At 51.2% G+C, this 16,717-nt stretch carries 15 protein-coding genes; 6 read left to right on the forward strand and 9 right to left on the reverse strand.

What is annotated here, in order from left to right; all coding sequences use genetic code 11:
• Nucleotides 1-137: 137 nt before the first annotated feature.
• The 4 genes from FCN78_RS06895 to rsuA form a co-directional block, all read right to left on the reverse strand.
• Nucleotides 138-1,511, reverse strand: coding sequence for an MATE family efflux transporter (locus tag FCN78_RS06895; protein ID WP_235607519.1), 1,374 nt, complete (start codon nucleotides 1,509-1,511; stop codon nucleotides 138-140).
• A gap of 97 nt (nucleotides 1,512-1,608) precedes the next feature.
• The gene (locus tag FCN78_RS06900; RefSeq protein WP_077658654.1) at nucleotides 1,609-2,250 is read right to left on the reverse strand and encodes a DUF2913 family protein; all 642 of its coding nucleotides are present in this window, start codon (nucleotides 2,248-2,250) and stop codon (nucleotides 1,609-1,611) included.
• Nucleotides 2,247-3,455, reverse strand: coding sequence for a Bcr/CflA family multidrug efflux MFS transporter (locus FCN78_RS06905; protein ID WP_077658655.1), 1,209 nt, complete (start codon nucleotides 3,453-3,455; stop codon nucleotides 2,247-2,249). The genes FCN78_RS06900 and FCN78_RS06905 overlap by 4 nt, the downstream gene beginning before the upstream one ends.
• Before the next feature lie 220 nt (nucleotides 3,456-3,675).
• Complete coding sequence (rsuA, locus tag FCN78_RS06910; protein WP_077658656.1) at nucleotides 3,676-4,368, reverse strand: 16S rRNA pseudouridine(516) synthase RsuA; 693 nt, start codon at nucleotides 4,366-4,368, stop codon at nucleotides 3,676-3,678.
• A gap of 288 nt (nucleotides 4,369-4,656) precedes the next feature.
• Here rsuA and FCN78_RS06915 point away from each other — a divergent pair, with 288 nt between their 5' ends.
• The 3 genes from FCN78_RS06915 to rplY all read left to right on the forward strand — a co-directional run bounded on the left by FCN78_RS06915 (nucleotide 4,657) and on the right by rplY (nucleotide 7,459).
• Nucleotides 4,657-5,118, forward strand: coding sequence for a GNAT family N-acetyltransferase (locus FCN78_RS06915; RefSeq protein WP_069362456.1), 462 nt, complete (start codon nucleotides 4,657-4,659; stop codon nucleotides 5,116-5,118).
• Between the two features lie 61 nt (nucleotides 5,119-5,179).
• Entirely contained in the window at nucleotides 5,180-6,985 is a 1,806-nt protein-coding gene (gene radD, locus FCN78_RS06920; protein ID WP_077658657.1) for a DNA repair helicase RadD, read from the forward strand.
• A 192-nt stretch (nucleotides 6,986-7,177) separates the two neighbouring features.
• Nucleotides 7,178-7,459: a 50S ribosomal protein L25 gene (rplY, locus tag FCN78_RS06925; protein ID WP_046073181.1), complete on the forward strand. Its 282-nt coding sequence runs from the start codon at nucleotides 7,178-7,180 to the stop codon at nucleotides 7,457-7,459.
• 80 nt (nucleotides 7,460-7,539) lie between these two features.
• On the opposite strand, the gene FCN78_RS06930 is transcribed toward rplY, so the two are convergent.
• From FCN78_RS06930 to FCN78_RS06945, 4 genes are all read right to left on the reverse strand, one after another.
• Nucleotides 7,540-8,502, reverse strand: coding sequence for an ion channel (locus FCN78_RS06930; RefSeq protein WP_069362458.1), 963 nt, complete (start codon nucleotides 8,500-8,502; stop codon nucleotides 7,540-7,542).
• An 87-nt stretch (nucleotides 8,503-8,589) separates the two neighbouring features.
• Nucleotides 8,590-8,874 (reverse strand): DUF1289 domain-containing protein, encoded by a 285-nt coding sequence (locus tag FCN78_RS06935; protein ID WP_077523038.1) that lies wholly within the window; start codon nucleotides 8,872-8,874, stop codon nucleotides 8,590-8,592.
• A gap of 60 nt (nucleotides 8,875-8,934) precedes the next feature.
• Nucleotides 8,935-11,301 carry a DNA polymerase II gene (locus FCN78_RS06940; RefSeq protein ID WP_077658658.1) on the reverse strand — a complete coding sequence of 789 codons (2,367 nt, stop codon included), beginning with the start codon at nucleotides 11,299-11,301 and terminating at the stop codon, nucleotides 8,935-8,937.
• Nucleotides 11,302-11,412: 111 nt separating this feature from the next.
• Nucleotides 11,413-12,300, reverse strand: a complete 888-nt coding sequence (locus FCN78_RS06945) for a hypothetical protein (RefSeq protein ID WP_077658659.1) — start codon at nucleotides 12,298-12,300, stop codon at nucleotides 11,413-11,415.
• Between the two features lie 124 nt (nucleotides 12,301-12,424).
• Between FCN78_RS06945 and FCN78_RS06950 the strand changes: the two genes are divergently transcribed.
• Together FCN78_RS06950 and FCN78_RS06955 are read left to right on the forward strand one after the other, a co-directional pair.
• Nucleotides 12,425-13,126, forward strand: coding sequence for a DUF2786 domain-containing protein (locus tag FCN78_RS06950; protein WP_069362462.1), 702 nt, complete (start codon nucleotides 12,425-12,427; stop codon nucleotides 13,124-13,126).
• Between the two features lie 274 nt (nucleotides 13,127-13,400).
• Nucleotides 13,401-14,423 carry an outer membrane beta-barrel protein gene (locus FCN78_RS06955; RefSeq protein ID WP_077459518.1) on the forward strand — a complete coding sequence of 341 codons (1,023 nt, stop codon included), beginning with the start codon at nucleotides 13,401-13,403 and terminating at the stop codon, nucleotides 14,421-14,423.
• Nucleotides 14,424-14,509: 86 nt separating this feature from the next.
• On the opposite strand, the gene FCN78_RS06960 is transcribed toward FCN78_RS06955, so the two are convergent.
• A complete protein-coding gene (locus tag FCN78_RS06960) occupies nucleotides 14,510-15,079 on the reverse strand; it encodes a gamma-glutamylcyclotransferase family protein (RefSeq protein ID WP_077658660.1) in 570 nt (189 codons plus the stop codon).
• Between the two features lie 111 nt (nucleotides 15,080-15,190).
• On the opposite strand from FCN78_RS06960, the gene FCN78_RS06965 reads away from it, so the two are divergent.
• Entirely contained in the window at nucleotides 15,191-16,678 is a 1,488-nt protein-coding gene (locus FCN78_RS06965) for a carboxypeptidase M32 (protein WP_069362465.1), read from the forward strand.
• The last annotated feature ends 39 nt before the right edge of the window (nucleotides 16,679-16,717 follow it).

Genomic DNA, 16,717 nt, shown 5'->3' on the forward strand with positions numbered 1-16,717 from the left:
CTTATAGTGTCTTAAAAACAGCAATAAACGAGAACTAGGTCACACTGTTTGATTAATTTGGCAATGTACCCCAATTAAGAGGCTGAGAAAAGCGTTAAAAACGGTGGGCAGCTTCCCAATTTCTTTTTCGCCGATCCTTAGCCGTCATTAACAAGATTATTGAGCCAAACGCCTGACTTCACCCGAATCAAAGACCCAACCCATTTGACCACTTCTTCCACTCCCAAAAGCGCATAAACCCAATAAACCGGCCACTCAAAGACCACCGCGGCGGTCAATACCACAGGAATACCAATTAGCCACTGTGCAACAAAATCTTGTCCCAGGCAGTAGCGCACATCACCCCCAGCACGCAGTACCCCAACAATCATTGCCATGGGGATGGTTTTCACCACAATCAACGCACACATCGCCCAGTAAAAGTAAGCCGTGATCTGTGCCGTCTCGCCCGTTAATGCAGGGAAGAAACTCAACACCCAGGGCTGAATCATCAGCATCACGCAGGCAATCGCCACACCGGCAATAAAATTAAATATCGCCACCTGCCAGGCTTGGTGATAAGCGGTGTCCGTTTGTTGGGCTCCCAGGTTATTACCGACCAACACCGCCGCTGCATTGGCTGTACCAATCAAAAACGACAGTGAGAGTGACTCGACGGGAGTGATAACCGCAATAGCAGCCAGGCCGGCTTCGTTAACATGACCGATAATCGCGTGGTAAACGAACAGACCGGACGACCACATTAAAAAGTTAAACGCCGTTGGCAACGAAAGCGACAAAAACCGCTTTACTGCCACAAGCGTCAGCGAGGCTTTCCAATCAGATAACGAGAAGGCAACCAGATGTTGGCGACGATATAGATAAGCGTACAAAGCGACAACTTCGACGATACCACTCAGGACGGTAGCAACCGCTGCCCCTTTCGAACCCAGTTCAGGCGCGCCCAGATTACCGAAGATAAAAACCCAGTTGAGCACCACGTTGACACTGATCCCGACTCCGCTAAAAAAGGTGCTAATGCCTGGCTTGTGCATGGCACGAAGCCCGGCAGCCAGCCCTGAGACACTGGCCAAACAAAACAGTGATAAGCCAGCTATTTGTAAGTAATCTTTCCCCAACGCAATAACAGTAGGATTGTCACTGGCAAACCCCACAATGACATCCGCATAAGCCCAGAAGACAAACGCACTTAACGCCGCCGTGGCATTGGTTAAAGTCACCGTTAGCGCTGTTTTTTCACGAAAACCTTGTCGATCCCCCGCGCCCCAATATTGCGCCACCAACATAGAGCCGCCGGTCATGGCACCAAGGATCAGTAAGGAGGAGACAAACATCGCTTTACCGGCAATACCAATGGCGGCGACATCCGCTTCACTTAATTGTCCCACCATTAAGATATCGACCAAACTGCGGCTCGAAAACATCATGGTTTGTAGTGCAATCGGTACGGCAATTAACAGCAAACGCTTTAAAAACACAGGATCAAAGAAAGGACGGGAAAGTACGCTCACAAGAGACTCCAGCTTAGAGGGGACCGATGTAGTTTACGTGCCTTTAAAACAGAAAAAAACGCCCGAGAGCGTTTTCTTATCTGCGAATCAATGCCGATTAGCGCGGCATCACCATTAAGCCATCGGCTTGATTGTTGGGCCAAATACGGTACTCAGCATGGTATTTGACGATCGATTTATAAGCCGTCACCTTCGTCGGTGCTATCCATGCCTGATGCGCCCATTGTATTACCTCGGCTTCTGGCCCTCGGACATACACGCTCAGTGGTGAGACCAAGTGCTGATCATCATCAAAAGCCGATTGCATCGCGTCTGGGCACACGGCCATTGAATGCTGCCCACCTGATATAATTTTCACTTTTCGATCAATCGTATCTTGCGTATGCACGCACCATCCCGCGTCAATTGCACAATCAACCCACTGTTGCAATTGCTGTTTATGCACTGGCTTGACGGATTCACCGACGGGAAACCACTCGGCATACACCTGTTGAATTTGACCAAACTCGGTGTCTAACCCGGCTTGGGTCCCGGCACTGCGGGCGCGCTGGGTCCAGCGTTGTAAGTCCGCTTTGACACTGTGATGAAAACGTTGCTGCTTCACCGCTTGTGCCACCCAACGGCCCAAAAACGCTTCGCGCGCGTGGGGCGCATTAGCCACTTTTTTGGCGGCGATCGCAGCCCAGAGATCGTCATAGGCAGCGGCCATCACAGTTTGAATTTCGGTGACATAACTCATGGTTCTTTGCTTGCTAATAGCCAATAGAAAGCGGCAGAGAGTATCGCACAAAGGGCTATCGCGCCAACCATGCCCCACGGCGTACCATCAGAGGCAACCGCCACACCCGCACCGACCAGCGAGCCGATACCAAACCGCATCGTCCCCGCCAATGAAGAGGCCGTTCCCGCCATTTGCGGATAGCAAGCCAACAAACACGCCATGCTGTTGCTGCCGATAGTTGAAATCACGCCAACGTACATCATCACTGGAATCACGGTGCCCCAAAGCCCAATATCTAACCATTGGAAAGTGGCAATGGCTATCCCAGCCACCAGCTGTAAGCCTAACCCTAGGCGAAGCATCCAATGCGAGCCCATTTTGCGCACCAAACGGCCATTAATAAAGGTCATCACAATCAGACAGACAATGTTTAACGCAAACAAGTAGCCAAACATCTTCGCGCTGACGCCATAATAATCAATGTAAACAAATGAGCCTGCGGTCAAAAAAGAGAACATCCCAGCAAAGGAAAACCCGGAACAAAAGATCATGCCCACAGCAAACGGTGTTTTCAGCATACGGGCATAGTTACGCAGTGACGCACCAATACGCATCGGCGGCCGATTGTGTTTAGGTAAGGTTTCAGGGATCCGGACAATAATGCAAAGCGTCACAAAGCACGCCCATCCGGCCAGCACCCAAAAAATTGCGCGCCAGTCAAACCAGGTCAGCAAATAACCACCAATCATCGGGGCAGCTAAAGGCGCAATCGTCATGACCAAGGTGATGAACGACATAGTCCGCGCAAACTCCTCGCGCTCAAACATATCACGGACCAAGGCTTGGATAATGACGGCGGCAGCGGCTCCAGCAAACCCTTGCGTTGCACGTACAACGGTCAGTACGTCTATATCTTGAGCCATCGCACTGACCACGGCACAAATGAAAAACAGTGCCACACCGACCAGCATCACCGGTTTGCGGCCATAACTATCAGAGATCGGGCCATGAAAAAGCTGTCCAATCGCAAAGCCGGCCGTGTACGCGACCAAGGTTGATTTCACCGCACTGCTGGGTGCATTTAAGTCCGCGGCAATCGCTGGCATGGCTGGGAGGTACATATCAATCGCCAACGGCGTCAGCGCCGCAATCGCGCCAAGCACCAAGATCAAAAGCCAGCTTAATTGCGTCGGGGACGACGTGACAGCCGATGATTGCGACATAACTCTCCTTAACGTAAAAGACAGGAAAAAAGGAAATAACGTGAGCGTGGTCAAAGTGTAACAATTTATTGTGTCGCCGTGGGAAATAATGTCTTTCTTTTTATCACACCATCGTCACACTCCCCCCCCTTAGGCTGAAGGCAAAAAAAAGCACAGCCCATGCTGTGCTTACCGTTGCTTACCGAGAACCTGCAATGACGAAGCGAGCCAGTCACCTGCGTTAACCCAGTAACGCGATCTCTTCGTCTGTTAATGGACGATATTCACCCGGCTCTAAGTGTTCGTCTAATACCAAGTGACCGATGGATTCTCGATGCAGCGCGTCGACTTTATTGCCCACTGCCGCAAACATACGTTTTACTTGATGATACTTGCCCTCTTGAATGGTGAGCAGAGCCTCGTAATCACCCACTTTCTCTAGGGTTGCCGGTAGCGTGGTTTGCTTCTCGCCTCGTAGCATCACCCCTTCTTTAAACGCAGGAGCAGTCTCAGGACTAATCGGATCAACCAGCCACACACGATAGGTTTTAGAGCACTGATGCTTGGGTGAGGTAATACGATGTGACCACTGACCGTCATCAGTCAATAGCAACAGCCCGGTTGTATCCGCATCCAAGCGACCCGCTATATGCAGCTTCTCCGCATTGACTTCATCCAGTAATACAAACACCGTCGGATTAAACGCATCCTCATGCGAGCACACCACGCCAGCAGGCTTGTGCATCATAAAATAGCGCGGGCCTGATAACGTCAGCGGTCGTCCCTCAAACGCCACCTCTTCATGCTCGTTCACTTTGACGGCCCCCGACTTGATCACCTCACCATCAACCGTCACCCGTTCGCTTTTAAGCACACGCCCTGCTTGCTTGCGTGTCACCCCTAGGGTTTCACATAAAAATTTATCTAATCGCATATTACCGCTTATTGCACCTTTGTTTGCCGCGGATTATACGTCACATTGCGGCTCAGACACAGATCAAGTTTTATCATATCTGACGGAAAAACAGTCCGTGATGGGATAAACTGGATGTCATTGTCCACGTGATGGACAGATGACAATGCAAGCAAAACCCAACGCTTTTTGCTGAGACGCCGAGTCTGTCACAACCTGCCAATCAAAATATTGTTGGTGATTGAGCGTGCCAGCTTGGCGAGTATGATACGGTCGTCTTGACCAATCAGTGATATAGAAGGAAACACCATGATTGTCTCTCTTCGCCGCCCCGACGCCGATGCCTTTGAAACCTTATTGACGCTGTCACACGAACAGCACGACCACGAAGCGCTGCCTTTTGATCGTACTCCCGTCGCGGCCACCTTCAGCACCTTGCTCTCACAGCCAGAGCGTGGTGACGTTTTTCTGATTGATGTTGAGCATGAGGGAGAAACCGAAACCATTGGCTTTTTAGTCGTCGCCTATAGCTTCAGCGTAGAAAACGGGGGGAGCGTCGGTGTGATAGATCAATTCTTTATCCAACACAGCTGGCGACGGCAAGGCGTGGGGTCGCAAGTGATCCCACACGTGGAAGCGCGAGCCAAAGAAAAAGAATGCGTGGCCGTCATCCTTGAGGTCAATATTGGTAACAAAGGCGCTCGGCTTTTCTATGAGCAGTTCGATTACCAGCCTCGCCGCCAGCACTGCATTATGACGAAACGACTTTAATTCTGTACCTGACGTCACAAGTCAGTAAACTAAACGGCCTCACTTAGGCCGTTTTTTCATTATGTATACCCTACGTCCCTATCAATCTGACGCGGTGAAGGCCGTGCTGCATTATTTTCGTCGCCATGCGTCTCCTGCTGTCGCCGTGTTGCCGACCGGTGCGGGAAAAAGCTTGGTGATCGCAGAGCTTGCGCGTATCGCCAAAGGCCGAGTACTGGTGCTTGCCCACGTTAAAGAGCTCGTCGAACAAAATCATGCCAAATATGAAGGCTATGGATTAAACGGAGGGATCTTTTCCGCGGGGCTGGGCCGTAAAGAGTCTCAAGACAAAGTGGTTTTCGCCTCCGTTCAATCGGTGGTGCGAAATCTGGATGCCTTTGCCGATCAGTTTTCCTTACTGGTCATTGACGAGTGCCATCGTGTGCCTGATAACCAAGACAGCAGTTATCGCCGCGTGATTGCGCATCTGCAAACGGTCAACCCTGGCCTCAAAGTGTTGGGACTCACTGCCACCCCTTACCGGCTTGGACAAGGGTGGATATATCAGTACCACACCAGTGGCAAGGTGCGCACCACAGAGACACGCTTTTTTCGCGATTGCGTGTTCGAACTGCCGATAAGTCACTTGCTTGATGAGGGCTTTCTTACCCCTGCCCATGTCTTGGATGCGCCATTACTGAGCTATGACTTTTCTCAAGTCTCTCGCACTGCAAACGGCTATTACCGCGAAGCCGATCTAGAAAAAGTGGTGGCCAACGCCCCTCGTGCAACCCCGCAAATTGTCGAACAAATTGTTGACTATGCACGGGAAAGGCAAGGGGTGATGATCTTTGCCGCCACGGTGAATCATGCGCGAGAAGTCTTGTCTTATTTGCCAGCGCAAGCATCCGCGCTGATCGTGGGTGACACGCCCAGCACAGAGCGCGATCGCTTGATCACTGCGTTCAAGCAAAAAGCACTGAAATATTTAGTCAACGTGTCAGTCCTGACCACCGGTTTTGATGCGCCTCATGTAGACTTGATAGCGATTTTACGCCCCACTGAATCGGTCAGTCTCTATCAGCAAATAGCCGGGCGTGGCCTTCGCCTCGCGCCAGGAAAGCAAGATTGTTTGATTCTCGACTACGCCGGTAATGTCTACGACTTGTACCAACCAGAAATAGGCATGCCCAAACCTGATAGTGACAGTGAGCTGGTGACGATCCCCTGCCCGGCATGCGGGTTTAATAACAGCTTTTGGGGCAAACTTGAGGACAATGGTTTCTTGATTGAACACTATGGCCGCCAGTGCCAAGGCTATTTTGAGGATGAAGATGGCGAACGCGAGATCTGTGGTTACCGCTTTCGCGCCAAGTTTTGCGATGAGTGCGGCGCCGATAACGACATTGCCGCGCGTCGCTGTCACCAATGCGATGCCCCTTTGATTGACCCCGATAAGAAATTGCGAGAGGCACTCAAATTGAAAGATGCGCTGGTCGTGGCGTGTAACGACATGACACTGACCGCCGGAAAAAACCGCTATCAAAAACCACAGCTCAAAGTGACCTATCACACCCATGAGGGCAACGACTTACACGAAGTGTGGCCGCTCGCCAGCAAAAAACAAAAACAAGACTTTCTGGCACGATTTGTCCGACCCCACCTGGTCGATCGCCACCGCCCATTCGACGCCACCGCCCCGACAAAAGTGACCGCGTCACAGCATCGATTTCATCCGCCTGACTTCGTGATTGCGCGTAAACAAGGCCGGTTCTGGCACCTGCGCCAGAAAATCTTTGATGTGGAGAACTTTATTAGCCAAGACAGGCTAACGGCCCTGTTAGCGCAAAGCCGAGGGCAAGCTTTCGCCGAATCCGACGCGAGTTGAACGCACTGAGGGTCAATCCATAAACAATTTCACGAGAAAAAGGCACAGTATGGGCGGCTTGGGCACTGATGCCCCCACCGATAAGGCTTGTTTTAGCGGCCAAGCGGTGCTAATATCCGCGCTCGTTTTTGGGTACTGAGTTAGGTCGCTACGCTCAGTACTGTGTTTTCACTCTAAAGAGAGTTATTAATTATGTTTAAGTTCGAAGCTGAAGTACGTACAGAAAAGGGTAAAGGTGCGAGCCGCCGCCTACGTCATCAGAAGAAATTCCCTGCGATCGTTTACGGTGGCAACCAAGAGCCTGTATCAATCGCACTTGACCACCCAGTGGTTGTTAACCAAATGGACAAGCCTGAGTTCTACGAAGGCATCATCTTGGTTATCGATGGCCAAGAAGTAAAAGTTAAGCCACAAGACATCCAGCGCCACGCGTTCAAGCCAAAAGTTGAGCACATGGACTTCATCCGCATCTAATCGCCCTGCGATCATGATAAGATGAGAGAAGGCGCCTTAACGGCGCCTTTTTTGATTGCTCGAGAGTCCTCTCTCTTCCCCTACCTCGTCATCTTCTTCACGAACACCACCACAAAAAGTGCCATGGTAAAGCTGCCTAGAAACGCCTCAAAGGCGGCGATAAAACGGGCAAAGCCAGACGGCGTAATGTCCCCGTAACCTAAAGTGGTAAAGGTCACCACACTAAAATATAACGCATTCAGCAGCTCATAAAAGCGAGCCTCTACGCCAGTTAGATCCGGATAAATCGGGTTGGCTTGCGTGGTGCCAAGCGCGAAATACGCCAGTGCACAAGAGACAATCACTAACACGGAAAAAATCACTACCCGTAGCGGATCTTCGCCGTAACCACAAAACAAATCGACCGTTTTCGACAGAGCGCGCTGAAAACTGAACGTTGGCATTTGATAGCGACGAAAACGCATTTCCTTTTTAAAAAAATAACCCGCCACATCAAACAGTCCTTGTTTTTCACACTGCTTACGAATGTTTCGGCATACCTCTTCCGACTCTTGGAACAGAGACTGACGCCGAGACGGATCCTTTTCCAAAAAGGCCAATCGCTCTTGCTTAAATTGCTCGCCCCAATCGACATTTTCAAGCCCCGTGCGCGCCATATCTGCACCCAATAAATTACTACCATCAAGGTGCGTACAGTTAAGGTTGGCGCGCAGCAAATTGGCTTTCATTAGCGACGCATTGCGTAAATCTAAGCCAAAGCAATGGGCTTCGGTCAAATTGGCACGATAGAAGTCTGCCCCTTGGCAAGAGTACCCTTGCTTATTGCCACGGTTGACCAAATGAATATCTGTCAAGTTGGTACGCGCCAGCTGAAAACCATCGAGTGGCCGGCCCGAAGCCGCCCACGCTTCCACATCCGCTTTGACATCATGATGCCGCTTATCAACATTCGGATCATGCCAATAGCAAAGACCGGACTCACCCGCTTGCTGATCACATTGCCATCCATTACGCGCTTTAAAACCACACACTTTACCGCTCATCGCTCACCCTCCTATTATTATTTTAGAAAGGACATGCCAACTCGCCAGCAAAAGTGACGTTCAATCAAGGAAAAGGAAAGCCAATCACTAAGATGAGAGATCGTCGTTTGGCTCATCAAACAAGGAAGGTTGGTAAGGCAGGGGCTCAGCACCCAAAGCGGCGTCTTGCGCTTGTTTTCTTTTCGCACGTAAGATGCGCAGATAGCGCTGATGGCAAAGGCGGACAACATTACGTTTTTGCTCGTTGGTGAAGTCATACCAATAAAAGCGCTCGTCGCGACTGCGAAAGCATCCTTTACAGTACCCTTTATTGTTCACCTGACAGATGCCTTTGCATGGACTCGGCACCTCGAAAAAATCGAGCTGTTCCACGTCATCCTCCCTGCTGATTCTTTTATTCAAGCGGGTGGACAGCAAAATTGCAAATTTAGATTAAAACAAGCCCAGTTGCGGCAAGGCTAAGGTATCAAACTCTTTGCCAATAAAAGGTAAAATACCGTCAGCAATCGGCTTAAGCTGTTTATCGATATAGTGCTGATAGTCAATTGGACTACGTAGGTAATCACAAGGTTCGGGGCCATTGACCGTGATCACGTATTCTATCCAACCACCACGCTGATACTGCGCAGGCCGCCCCCGTTTCTGGTTTTCGCTTTCTGCCATCCGCGCCGCGCGCACGTGCGGTGGCACATTTTTTTGATACTCCGCCAAGGGTCGGCGAAGCCGTTTGCGATAGACCAATGCATCGTCATGCTCACCTTGGTTGGTACGCTCGACAATCTCACGAATAAACCCGTCTACCTCGTCGCCATCAAACACACGTTGGTATAACTGTTTTTGGAAGGTTTGTGCCAATGGCGTCCAATCGGTACGAACGGTTTCTAACCCTTTAAACACCAACCTCGATTCGCCAGACTGTCTGTCTATTACGCGGCCGGCGTAGCGCTTTTTACTGCCCGTTTCCTGACCGCGAATGGTGGGCATGAGAAAGCGTTGGTAATGGGTTTCGTATTCAATGTCTAACGCCGAGTCCAAACCGTATGTGTCACTAAGGTGTGCTTGCCACCAACCATTCACCTCACTCACCAAGTGCTGCCCGATCTGATCAGCTTGCTCGCTCGACTTCTCGCCCCCCAAAGAGACAAACGTCGAGTCCGTATCGCCATAAATGACCTCAAAGCCTTGCGCCTCAATCAATTCACGGGTGGTTTTCATGATTTCGTGACCACGCATGGTGATCGACGATGCCAAACGATGATCAAAAAACCGACACCCTTGTGAGCCCAGCACCCCATAGAAGGAATTCATGATAATTTTTATCGCTTGTGAAAAGGCTTTTTCGCCGGCTTTTTTGGCCCGATCGCGAGCTTGCCATAAATCATCAATCAAGGCAGGAAGGTAATGCTTTTCTCGGTGAAAGACGCCGCCACGGAAGCCAGGTACCGTCTTTGCCTCTTCACCCGTTTCTTGTGCTTTTAATCCCTCGATAAGCCCCAGCGGATCGATAAGAAAGGTACGAATAATAGAGGGGTACAGGGATTTGAAATCCAAAACCAATACCGAGTGGTACAGCCCCGGCTTGGAGTCCATCACGTAACCACCAGGGCTTGCGATCCACCCCTCACTGGCAAGATTCGGTGCCACATACCCCGAACGATGCAAACGTGGCAAGAACAAATTAGTAAAGGCCGCTACCGACCCCCCGACACGGTCAAGCTCTACCCCTGTTAACCGCGATCGCTCAATAAGAAAATCCAGTAAATGGGTGTGAGCAAATATCCGGTTGACTAATACACAGTCTTGCAAGTTGTAGGTCGCCAGTGCCACCTTATCGTGGTGAAACATGCGATTGATAGAGGCCATCCGGTCATGGGGATTATCAATCGCTTTTCCCTCTCCCAATAACGTTTGTGCAACCGCCTCCAGTGCCCATGAACGAAACCCATAAGTCGCGGTTTTTAGTGCGTCGATACCATCAATCACCACCCGTCCCGACAAACTGATAAAGCCAGATTTATTGCTTCCCCCATCCCGCCAATAAGCCCGCTCTCCACCGCGACCAAGGCGCAGATCGCGCTGATAGGCCTGGGCGCGCTTCATAAGCAAGCGAAAATCAAAATCAATCACATTCCAGCCTACCACAACGTCAGGATCGTAGTAGGCAAACCATCTTTCTAACGCGCCCAGTAACGCTTCCTCGTTATCGACCCACTCTATCCAGTCAGGCGCATTGTCTTCAGGCGTACCCACCATGATCACTCGGCTGTCTTTTTCACTCGCGAGTCCCACCGAATAAAGCTGGCCTTTTTGTGAGCATTCAATATCAAGAGAAACATGATGCAACGTCGGAGTGTAGTCTGCCTGTTTGGCTTTGCCTTGAGTCACCTCTAGGTAACCTTGGCGTTGACGAGCTTGGCCGGTGAATAGCAAGCTGCCACAAATGTACCGCTCCATTAAATAGCGGTCGGCGAGCCGAATATCGCCTTCATATAAAGGAATAGCCGCCCCGCTTATCACCCTTTGTCCCTCTTGCGCGCGTTTCACACTACTGAAATAACAAGCCGCCACGGGCGTGTGTTGAAAGGTGGATAATGACACTGCTTTACAGTAAGCGTGAGGATCAACCGATGGGAGTAAAGCATCCACGCGCGCTTTTTCTTCTTGCGGTACAAAAAACACGCTTTGCTGATCATCAACGCACAGCTTGACCGGGCCATCTGGCGTCGATAGCCAAAGTATAATCGACGTGGTTTGACCGCGATCACGCTGTTGACGTGTGATCACAAAGCCTTGCTGCATGTAGGACGAAGAGAGTGAGGGCACAGGCGTTATCAGGGTTACTTTGTGTGAGTCATCTTCTCAGTGTAACAAACCCCACCAATTACTGTATAGATAAACAGCTCTGAGAAATTAGTCGGAATGCTCTGCGCGCCCGGCACCACCAATGACAATCAACCCAATCACCACAACTGCAGCCGCGCTCGTGAGGCGCATATTCATCACGCTGTTTTGATCCCAAGCGACCAGACCCATCAAGACGAGCAAAACGGTCACCCAGATGATTGGTTGTACCAATAGCCTCTGAGTTGAAGCTATCATGTGCCAGAATACGCCAGCAGCCAACACAAACAAAGCGCCAGCAAAGACAGCGAACCCAACACCGCGCAGTGAGAGAAACCCATTGGGTAAAGTAAAAATGAGTAAGGGCAGCACGAACAATAAACTCATCCGTAAACTGGTCGCCACGATGACGTCGGCTTGATGAGCACGTTGGGTCACTTGCAGCCAAAAACTCGCCCATGCACCACCACTCATCAGCCCAAGAATCATGCCTAACGGGCTGGGTGCATACATGCCCGGGGCAAGTAAGTACCCCAACCCCGCGAAAATCAACATTAAACCCATCCATAATCGGTGTTGATGGGGAGAGCGAGATGCCAGCCCCAATACACCTTGCACACTCGCCACCAGCACCAAGCCCAAGGTGGCGATATCCAGTAATCGGCAGGCGAATACCGCACTGGTCACCGCAAGGAAAAGCAAGCCTGCAAGACGCCATGTCGAAAAAGGCGGCATTTGACGCGAGAAGCATGCTTCTCCTCGCCAACGCTCGGCCACGTCCTTTAGCGGGTAAAGTCGCTGTCCTACCAACGCCATGACGGCGGCAGATAACAACCAAAGGCCAATGTAACTGGCCGGATCTACCCATTGGTTAATCGCACGACGGCCCACCTCGGCATTGATCACCGCAATCACGACCACTACTAACGCGCCAATGACACCACCCGCTTTTTTCATTCGTATTCACGCCTTGTTACTCATCCTTTCTATAAGACCGAGCACAACCGTCAATACTTTCAACCCTTTGTTGTCTCTCGCGGACGCGATACAATACGCGTTTGTTCGTTTCCGGGAAGTATGCATGTCAGATCCGAAAAGCAAAGCGCTCAAAAAAATTGCTAAATGCCTGGAGCTTAGCAATTCCGCCAATGTGAATGAGGCAGCGCAGGCGATCAAAATGGCCGAGCGGCTGATGCGTAAGCATGGTCTCGATCAGGACGACATTGACTTCATCAGCATGGGTAAAACGCGCTCAGAAAAACTGTTACCTGCTTCGATTAGCCAATCGATCTTAAAAATTATTCGCGGTATTAATAGCCGGTTTGGGGTGGAGTGTGTGCTCGTCAATCACAAGGGGTTAAAACAGGCTGAGTTTATCGGTGATGCAGACCGCGCTATCTTTGCCGCTTTTGCTTTCGATGTGGTCTATCGTGATATGAATGAGCATATCGGCCAGTTTCGCAATAGCTTTGCAGGCACCGGCACCAGTACGCAAGAGGTAACGCGACGCGTACAGTCATTTACCACGGGCTGGCTTGAGGGCGCGCTCGATAAGCTCCCACAGCTTGACGCACGTGATAGCGACGACAAAATCAAAAACTATATTGATAAAGAGTTCGCCAATATTGACCGCGAGACCTTTAAGCAACAATTGAAAGAAGCCATGGCGGCGATGACAGATGATTACGAGCGGGGGATGAAAAAGGGCCGCGAAATCTCAGTCAGCCGCCCTGTGAATGGGCAAGGCCCACAAAAGCGCCTGACGGGGACCCGAAAGTCATAACCTTGATGAATCACAGGCCGGCTTATGTCCGGCCTTTGTCAGCACTTTCCCATCAATAAGACACCTGTGTTAAACACGTCAAATCATGGTCAAATCGCTTCTCGCCTATTGTGTTACACGCCTCTCAGGTCTAGCCTAGGATCCACGTCACGTTATCCATGTTCAGCCTGCTCTACTCACTGGCAGTTGCAACCCCATGGTCTAAGGTGACTGAATAACAAGCATTCACAATGCGTAAAATAAGATACTTCATATCCTTGAATAGGAGAGTGGCATGAAAAAAGTCGTGACAGGTCTCGGCCTCTTACTCGCCGTCGCACCAGCAGCTTATGCACAGCAAGACAGCGGTCTATACATGGGTGGCCGCATTGGCCCTTCGTTTTTAGAAGATAGCTGTGTGACTGACACCGATTGCGGAGATTCAGAGCTCGGCGCGGGTATTATTACCGGCTATGATTTCAACAATTGGTTTGCGCTCGAGGGAACCTATGATTATTTAGGCCGCTTTGATACCGCATTTGACCAATCAGGTACCACTGTTGGCGCCTCGGGCGATCTGACTGCGTTGACACTTGCGCCCAAGTTTTCTTATCACTTCAAACCTGATACGGCCCTTTACGGTAAGCTTGGTGCCGCCATGTGGGACTTTAATAGCAACGCCGGCGATCGTGACGATGTATCACTGATGGGAGCACTCGGTATCGATCACCAAGCGACGGAAAAACTCAACGTTCGCCTGGAATATCAGCACATCAACGATATGGATGATGGCTACTTCTCAAGCGTCGATAACAACTTCGTGACTGTCGGCATGACGTATCACTTCGGACGCACTGACAACCAGCCAATGCCAGAGCCGATGGTTGAAGAGCCAGTCATGGCAGAGCCTGAGCCCGTTCAAGAACCAGAGCCGGTTGCCGAACCGCAATCGATTGTGCTCTCTGAGGCCGGCGAAACTGAAATGTTTGGTTTTGATAAAGCCAGTCTCTCTGAGCAAGCGATCGCCTCCTTGCAACCCTTGGTCGACCGCTTGCTGAAGTATGACGAAGCGACGGCAACGATCGTGGGTCATACCGACAGCCAAGGGCCAGCCGCTTATAACCAAACACTCTCTGAAGAGCGTGCACAAGTCGTTGCGGATGTCTTCTTAGACGCGGGCATTGCGGCTGAGCGCTTAACCGTGATGGGCAAAGGCGAATCCGCCCCGACGGCCAGTAACGATACTGCCGATGGTCGCGCGAAAAACCGCCGCGTAGAAGTTACCTCGCCAGAGTTTGTTTATGTGGAAATGAATTAATCACATCGACGATCGCATCATGTAAACACGCAAAAGGCCACCGCATTGTCGGTGGCCTTTTCTTGTCATGAACAATCAATGAATGATTAGCCGCGCGCCGCAAAACCCGTCAAGTGCATCTGCATCAAACGATCAATGTCGATTCTATCTTGATCGCTGACTCCCGCCACCCGTGGGTATCTGGGCTCGGCGCGATCATTATGATAAGCACCTTTCCATCCCTGAGTGGTGGTTAAAAACGCGCGAGCAAAGTCGGTCGAATAGCGCAAACACCCTGCCATAACCGTATCGACATAGGATTGGGCAATCGGCTTGTCTGCATCTGGGGGACGCCGTGTATCGGCAACATACACGTACACGGGGCCATCAAGCGTCACGTCTTCGGGCAGCGCGATGTTTGATTCAGCTAACTGTAAACGCTGATAGCCTGCCTCACGCCGATCAAAGTCGGGCAGTGACTCGGGGTCGATATTGACCAATACTCCGTTGCATTCACCCTCCCCTTCAAGCACTACCAGCGGTGAGATAAGCGCCTCACTCACATTGCTCCAATGGCGGCTTAGTCCACTGACAGTCACCGGACACGCCCACCCTGAATCGCCTGTCAGCGCCCGTGAGGCTGGATTCATCAAACTCCCGTACCCAAATAGATACATGACGTTGCAAACTCCTTTATTGCATTTACTGGCAGAACCAGAGGCGCTGCCTTGCTTTTCTCTCTGAAATTGCCAGAATATCCGGCAACGTTGTAAACAAGGAAAGTGATTATGGAACAACTAGATAAGCTGGAAGCTCACTTCAAACGTCTATCGCATTTTCAGCACCTTGCCGCAATCTGCGGTTGGGATCAAGCCACCATGATGCCAGATGGCGGCAATCACGCCCGGGCCGACGCCATGGCAGAACTCGCCCTCTACTGTCATCAACAAATGACCCAGCCAGAGCTGGGTGACTGGTTCGCGGACGTGGATGAAAAATCCCGCCACCTAAGCGCCACGCAAAAAGCAAGCGTGGCAGAGATGAAGCGCCAATGGCAGCAGGCCAGCGTACTTCCCGACACCTTGGTCAAAGCCAAATCTTTAGCGGGCGCTAAATGCGAGCATGCTTGGCGTCAGCAACGCCAAGATAATGACTGGGACGGGTTTGCCAAAAATTTAAAAGAAGTGGTCGCCCTAGCGCGTGAAGAAGCCCATATCCGCGCTGACCAGAAGCTGTGTGCCCCTTATGATGCGCTCCTTGATTTGTACGAGCCCGGGATGACGGCCGAGCGTATTGATGAAGTGTTTGGTGCCCTCAAACAATGGCTACCAGAGACCATCCAAGCCGTGGTCGACAAGCAAGCACAACAGCCGGTGATCACGCCTAAAGGCCCTTTCCCACAAGCGCAACAAAAAGCCTTGGGTGAACACGTGATGAAGCAGCTTGGGTTTAGCTTTGAGTATGGTCGACTCGATATCAGCACGCATCCATTTTGTGGTGGTGTGCCCACCGATGTGCGCATCACCACCCGCTATGATGAGCAAGATTTCACCTCGGCATTAATGGGCGTGATCCACGAAACCGGCCATGCGCGCTATGAACAAGGGTTACCTCAAGACTTAGCAGGCTTGCCGGTGGGCCAAGCGCGCTCGATGGGCGTACATGAAAGCCAAAGCCTATTTTTTGAAATGCAGCTCGCCCGCAGCGCCCCCTTCGCGACTTTAATCTGCCAACAAGCCAAACAGGCCTTTAACCGCCAGGATGATCCCGCGTTTCAGGTCGAAAACCTCCACCGCGTGCTCACTGAGGTATCACCTGGCTATATCCGTGTCGATGCCGACGAGGTCACCTATCCTGCCCATATCATGCTGCGCTACGACATTGAACGCGATCTGATCAGCGGCAAAATGGAGGTGGATCATATTCCTGAGCGTTGGGACACCGCGATGCAGCAATACCTTGGCCTGAGCACCGCCGGCAACTACAAAAACGGCTGTATGCAAGACATTCACTGGACCGATGGCAGCTTTGGTTACTTCCCCACCTACACCTTGGGTGCCCTGTATGCCGCGCAATTGATGCAAGCGATGCGCCAGCAACTGGATGTCGACGGTATAATCGCCAGCGGCAACCTCTCGCCTATTTTTGACTGGTTGTCCCAACATATCTGGCAACGCGCCAGCACCACTTCAACCGACAACCTACTTAAAGACGCCACCGGCGAAACCCTCAACCCCGCCCACTTCCGCGAGTATATTCAAGGGCGGTATTTGTAAACTCACAGCATCTCCATGGCTAGCCCAGCTGGTCATGGA

Source organism: Salinivibrio kushneri, from assembly GCF_005280275.1.
GTDB classification, from domain to species: domain Bacteria; phylum Pseudomonadota; class Gammaproteobacteria; order Enterobacterales; family Vibrionaceae; genus Salinivibrio; species Salinivibrio kushneri.